This is a genomic window from Ruegeria sp. B10 (genome assembly GCF_056539825.1).
On sequence record NZ_JBQFVP010000003.1, the window covers coordinates 387,893 to 394,097 of the forward strand.

Consider the following 6,205-nt stretch of genomic DNA (forward strand, 5'->3'; position numbering starts at 1 on the left):
TCCCCATCCGCTCAGGACTGCAGCTTGGCCGCGCCGCGCGGCTTGCGCTTTTTGCCGGCTTCACCCTGAATTAGCCGCTTGCGCAACCAGCCCGAGAACCAATCCATCAGCATCACCATCAGAATAATAAGAACGATGTAGTAGGCGACCTCTTCCCAGTCTTTCTGTGTGATGATCGCCTGCGTCAGCAACAGACCAATCCCGCCTCCGGTGATCGCCCCGATCACCGTCGCGCTTCGTGTGTTGGATTCAAGGAAGTACAAAAGCTGGCTGAGCAGAACCGGAGTGATCTGCGGGATCACCCCAAAGCGGTAGCGTTGCGGCGCATTGGCCCCGGTCGACTGGACGCCTTCGATCTGCTTGTTGTCGACATTCTCCAGCGCCTCGGAGAAGATCTTGCCGAAGGTTCCGGTATCGGTCACCAGAATGGCCAGGGCCCCTGTCAGCGGTCCCGGGCCAAAAGCACGCGCCAGAACCACGGTCCAGATCAACGCATCCACGCCTCGTACAAAGTCAAACACGCGCCGCGTTGCAAAGCGGACCGAGCGCAGCGGGTTGAAGTTCCGCGTCGCGAAGAAGGCCAAGGGCAGAGCAATCATACCCGCGCCCAGCGTGCCGAGGAACGCCATCAGGATCGTCTCGAAAATCGCCCAAGCCACGTCCTGGTGCCGCCACATCTTGTTGGTCCAGAAGTCATTCAGGATCGCGCCTGCCTCACCAGATGCTGCGAGGCTCACAAGCTCGGGGAAGGACTTGCCGTAGTAGGGGCTGTCGAGCGTGAACCAGAACAGCTCCCACCCGGTGAAGTAGCGGAACACCTCGGACCGGTTGCGGGTGACAGTAAGACGGCCTGCATCGGTTTTGATGGCCAGACGGTTCTTGGAGACATTGATCCAGTCCGGAACCTCTCCGGCAGGAAGTTCGGCCTGCACACCGGTCGACCGGCTGGGGGTTGCGCGCACGGTGCCATAGCCGGGGATGTCGTATTCGACCGTCTCGGGGCCGAAACGCACCACATGACCGTCTTCCAGATCAATCACCGTGGTCTCACCCAGCGCGACCCAATCGGGCGCGGTGCCGTCGGGATAGCTTCCCTTGCGCTCACCCTCAATCGCGGCAGAGACCTCACCAGTGCGGTTATCGCGTTCGATATGGGTCTTGTAGCTGTAGCTGTCCGCCACCAGTGTCTTGCCGTTTTCCCAGTTGGCCCGCTCGGTCAGGCCCGGAACGTCGAAGGCGAAGAATACGTAGATCAGATAAAGGGCAACCAGCCCCGGCAGCCCAAAATTCACGATGCGCTTGCGGCTGAACAGGCGGTCCGCTTCGGCCTTCAGGTCGTCAATCGACAAATCGGTGGCAAAGGTACTCATACCGAGGCTCCTTTTTCCGACCCGTGGGTCAGGCGGTCGCGCAGATAGCCCGAGATCTGATCAACGACCACAATAGTAACGAAGAGAAGGATGAAGATGGCCGCAGCCTCATCGTAGCGGCCTTGCCCCCAGGACATGGCGTTGCGCAGCTCGTAGCCCAGGCCACCGGCACCGACAAAACCAAGGATGGCCGAGGCGCGGATGTTGATTTCGAACCGCAGCAAAGCGTAGCTGACATAGTTCGGGCCAACCTGAGGAATCACGCCCAGATACATGCGCTGTGACCAGTTGGCCCCGACGGACTGCAACCCCTCAACCGGTTTCAGAGAGGCGTTTTCATTCACCTCAGAGAACAGCTTGCCCAAAGCGCCAGCCGTGTGGATGGCAATGGCGATCATCGCGGGCACTGGCCCTCCACCGAGAATGAAGATCAAAACCAGAGCAATCACGATTTCCGGGATCGCGCGGCAGATGTCTGAGATCCGACGGAACAGCGGTATCAACGAGGGCCAAAGCGCCATGCCCCGCGTCGCCATCAGGGCCAGAAACGTGCCCGCAATCGTCCCGATCAGGGTCGAGGCGGCGGCAATGTTGATCGTCTCGATCAGGGCCGGGAAGAATTCGACCAGATTGGCCGGCATCTCGGCGATCTTTTCCCACGCCTCGGACAGAACCTCGGACGGGTAGTCCAGAATCCGATGCCAGCCATCTGTGAAACTGCCTGCATTGCGCTCATCAGCCGTGCGGAAGCCCGCCGCCATCAGGGCGACGAACAGGATCAGGAGAATACCACCATAGACCCGTTTGCGCCGCGTCATCGCGGTATAGTCGTCGCGGATCTGATCGACGCTATAGGACCCTGCCGAAAGGTCAGTCATGGAATGCTCCTGAGTGGAAAACGGGGTCCGGCATTTAACCGGACCCCGCGAATAGAAGAGACAGGTTTAGTTGGACTTCAGCTTGCGCGCTTCGATGATGATTTCGTAGGCGTCGTGGGTGATCGGATCAAAGCTTTTGGCTTCGCCCGCAGCCACACCGTAGAAGCAATCGCGGTCTTTTTCCGAAAGCGTGTCCCAAAGCTCGGTCACTTTGGCTTTGACGTCGGCAGGCAGCGCCTTGCGGACAACAACCGGACCTTCCGGGATCGGCTCGGATTTCCAGATCTGCACCAGATCGTTCATGTCGATCAGACCGGCGTCCACCGCGCGGCGCAGAGCACCCGACTGGTAGCCGTCTTCCCATTCGCCCAGACCGTCGGCCCAGGTCACACCGCCATCAACGTCGCCGTTGTTCACGGCAACGATGGTCTGCTCGTGACCGCCGGTGAACTTCACTTCACCGAAATAGTCGCCCGAATCCATGGTCGCGCCCGTTGCGGCAGGGATTTCAATCGACGGGATCAGGTAGCCCGAGGTCGAATTGGGATCGCCGAAGCCAAAGGTCTTGCCTTTCATGTCTTCCAACGAGGTGATGCCGCTGTCTTTGCGGGCAAAACCGATCGAGTGATAGCCGTAGCCGCCATCGGTGTTGACCTTGACCAGAACCGGCTCAACCGCTTCGGGGTCGGAAAGGTAGGTTTTCGCGTAACCCGACGCGCCCAGCCAGGCTACGTCAATGGTGCCGCCCAGCAGACCCTGGATCACACCGTTATAGTCGGCAGGGGCAAACAGCTTGGCCGGAACGCCCAGAGCCTCTTCGGTGTAGACGCGCAGGCATTCGTTGTTGTTCAGACGGTCCTGAGCGTTCTCACCGCCCAGAATACCGATACGCAGCTCGGAAATCTCCTGAGCCATTACAGGCGCGGCCATGGCAGTGGTCGCAACAAGGGCAGCAACTAGTTTTTTCATCTGTCTCTCTCTCCAGTTTGATGTTCCCGACCTCTCATCGGGCCGGGCGATGAAAGGGGTAGGGGTGGCTCAGACGGTCGCTTCGGCTTCCATCAGGGCCTTTTGTGTGGCGTCGAGGGTTTCGATCTCGGTTGAGGTTGCCTCTTCCGAGAAGCTGGCATCGGCGCCATAGATCTCGCGGGCGACACCTGTGGTCAGTTGTTCGGGCAGACCGTCAAAGACGATACGCCCGTCGCGCATACCCACCACGCGGTCGCAATAGCGGCGCGCAGTATCCAGCGTGTGCAGGTTGGCAATGACGGTGCGGCCGTCCTCTTCGTGGATGCGGCGCAGGGTCTGCATCACCACCTGAGCATTCATCGGGTCCAGCGAGGCAATCGGTTCATCGGCCAGAATGATCTTGGGGTCCTGCATCAGGGCGCGGGCAATGGCCACGCGCTGCTGCTGACCACCCGAAAGCGCCTCGGCCCTCTTGGGCGCATGTTCCGCGATGCCCAGACGATCGAGGATGTCGATAGCGCGGTGGACCTCATCCATCGGGAACAGATTGAACATCGTAGCCAGGGTCGAGTGGCGGTTCAGCGTCCCGTGCAACACGTTCGACACCACGTCCAGACGGGGCACGAGGTTGAACTGCTGGAAGATCATCGCACAATCGGCCTGCCAGGCGCGCTTTTCACGACCCTTCAACTGAGTCACGTCGCGGCCTTGAAACAGGATCTCGCCATCGCTGGCATCCGTCAGACGGTTGATCATGCGCAACAGCGTCGATTTACCCGCACCCGATCGACCGATGATGCCGATCATGCATGGCTTGTCCACGTCCAGCGTTGCGGTATCCACTGCGACATTCTCGCCGAAGCGTTTGGTCAATTTTTTGATGTGCAGCACGTGCCACCCCCAATTCGTGTTGGCGGGTAGCTACGGATTGCAATCAAAGGATATGTGTCGGTTCAGTGAAAGTTTTGTAAACACCGCAGCCCGTACCATAGGGCCTACCCTTCAGGCTCATTCCCGGCTATACGCGCCCGCAACCCAGTTTCCTGCATGAGGCCCGCCATGAGCTTTGACCGTTCCATCAAGATCGCTCCGTCGATCCTGTCCGCCGATTTCGCCAATTTCGGAGCTGAAATTCAGGCCATCGAGGCCCAGGGTGCCGATTGGGTCCATGTCGATGTCATGGATGGCCATTTCGTGCCAAACCTGACCTTCGGTCCTCCGGCGGTCAAAGCGTTTCGTCCCCATGTGAAAACAGTGATGGATGTGCATCTGATGATCACGCCGGTCGATCCCTACATCCAGGCCTATGCCGATGCGGGTGCCGACATACTGACTGCCCATGTCGAGGCAGGCCCGCATACACATCGCACCCTGCAAGCCATCCGCGCCGCGGGCATGAAGGCCGGTGTTGCCTTGAACCCTAGCACCCCTGCCGAGGCGGTCGAACATCTGCTGGACCTCACCGATCTGGTCTGCGTCATGACAGTGAACCCGGGCTTCGGAGGCCAAAAGTTCATCGACATGACCACCAAAGTCCGCAAGCTCCGCGAGATGATCGGAGACCGCCCAGTGCATATCGAGATTGACGGCGGTGTTGACCCAAACACAGCCCCGCTGGTCGCAGCAGCAGGCGCGGATGTGCTGGTCGCGGGATCGGCCGTGTTCAAGGGCGGGTCAGTTGACCAACCTGACGTCTATGGTGCGAATATCGCTTCGGTTCGGGCGGCTGCGGAATCTGCATTGAAGTAATGCTATTGGCCGCCGCTGTATCTCAGCCGCAAAAGGTCAGAACGAGATCTTGAAACTCAATGATCCAACAACCTGCCCTTCAGGTTGTTGGTTGAATTCTTCGCTAAGATACGTTGCGCCGTAAAACAGAGTTCCGTATTTGGCCTCCCAGTTCAGACCAAGCCGCGCGCGATACCGTTCGTGCTTGAGGCTGACTATCCCGGAATTCGGGATATATGCACTGTCGGCCACATAGGCTGCATCAAACCCGAACACACCGCTGACACCCTTTGGCCCTGTCCGCATGGAGCGATAGCGCTGCCCGGTGATCTTGTCGCGGATCAGTAGCTCTGACCGTCCCACTTGTCCAAAGGTCACATCCACTCCAACGCGAGCGAGAGTCTCGTCTCCGGCCCGCACAGAGGCAAATGGGCGGAGGCGCGTGTTTCGGCCCCAATCCCACTCTCGCCCGAATTCCGCGACAACGGTGGGATAAAAATCATTGGAAATCTGCTCATCCAGGACCGCCCGCGACGGTGGCGTGCTTCCGATCAGCTTGTGAAATTCGGTCTGCAGGCTGTCCACGCCCGTTTGCGGCCCTACGGCCACCAATTCAGCGCCAACAGTGAACTGCGCACTACGTCTTTGAAAATGCGTATACGCACCAAGCGACAGGATCCCGGCATACTGTCTGTCCTGCGGGTTTGGCGTAACCAGGTCCTCGGGAGATATCATCTGCGTGTACGCCCGAATCTCGATCACGTCCCCAAAGGTTTCTGGCAGTTCCCCGCTCCAGCCCCGCGCCAGAATCCACGACAAGTTCAGAGACGATGTCTGCCAACGGTCATGATCATCACCAATCAGATCATCCGTGAACATCCAGCCGAAGCCGATCAACTCTCGCTTTGATGGCTCTGATGGTTGGGGCGTGGGGGACAAGGATTGTGCGAGCAGAAACTGCGGAACACAAATGAAGACAAGTGCCCAGAATATCTTCATTGCCGTCCCCTTTCATCTTCACGCCCTGCTGGTCATCAGGCGCGATACGTTTTTCAAGAACCGTAAGCAAAGGTTTAAATTTCAACAATATTTTCGTGCGCAAACGCAATCAGCCGCGACCAAAAAGCAACATCAGAAACGCCTTGAGAACCTCCAGATCATAGGCTGCGACAAAAAAAGGGCGTCCCGAGGGACGCCCTTTCCGTCTGATCATTCGCTTGCGCGACTTATTCAGTGATTTTCGACACAACGCCGGCGCCG

At 58.7% G+C, this 6,205-nt stretch carries 6 protein-coding genes; 1 reads left to right on the top strand and 5 read right to left on the bottom strand.

All coding sequences use genetic code 11. The features are described 5' to 3' along the window. Positions 1-11: 11 nt before the first annotated feature. From phnE (ACR0J4_RS06355) to phnC, 4 genes are all read right to left on the bottom strand, one after another. Complete coding sequence (phnE, locus tag ACR0J4_RS06355; RefSeq protein ID WP_170640664.1) at positions 12-1,370, bottom strand: phosphonate ABC transporter, permease protein PhnE; 1,359 nt, start codon at positions 1,368-1,370, stop codon at positions 12-14. Continuing rightward, a complete protein-coding gene (gene phnE / locus ACR0J4_RS06360; protein ID WP_170640666.1) occupies positions 1,367-2,248 on the bottom strand; it encodes a phosphonate ABC transporter, permease protein PhnE in 882 nt (293 codons plus the stop codon). The genes phnE (ACR0J4_RS06355) and phnE (ACR0J4_RS06360) overlap by 4 nt, the downstream gene beginning before the upstream one ends. Before the next feature lie 66 nt (positions 2,249-2,314). After that, positions 2,315-3,217 carry a phosphonate ABC transporter substrate-binding protein gene (phnD, locus tag ACR0J4_RS06365; protein ID WP_170377512.1) on the bottom strand — a complete coding sequence of 301 codons (903 nt, stop codon included), beginning with the start codon at positions 3,215-3,217 and terminating at the stop codon, positions 2,315-2,317. A 69-nt stretch (positions 3,218-3,286) separates the two neighbouring features. After that, positions 3,287-4,108 (bottom strand): phosphonate ABC transporter ATP-binding protein, encoded by an 822-nt coding sequence (gene phnC, locus ACR0J4_RS06370; protein WP_170377510.1) that lies wholly within the window; start codon positions 4,106-4,108, stop codon positions 3,287-3,289. A gap of 168 nt (positions 4,109-4,276) precedes the next feature. Between phnC and rpe the strand changes: the two genes are divergently transcribed. Next, a complete protein-coding gene (rpe, locus tag ACR0J4_RS06375; protein ID WP_170640668.1) occupies positions 4,277-4,966 on the top strand; it encodes a ribulose-phosphate 3-epimerase in 690 nt (229 codons plus the stop codon). Positions 4,967-5,002: 36 nt separating this feature from the next. Here rpe and ACR0J4_RS06380 read toward each other — a convergent pair whose 3' ends face one another. After that, the gene (locus ACR0J4_RS06380; RefSeq protein ID WP_170640670.1) at positions 5,003-5,944 is read right to left on the bottom strand and encodes a lipid A-modifier LpxR family protein; all 942 of its coding nucleotides are present in this window, start codon (positions 5,942-5,944) and stop codon (positions 5,003-5,005) included. Positions 5,945-6,205: the final 261 nt, after the last annotated feature.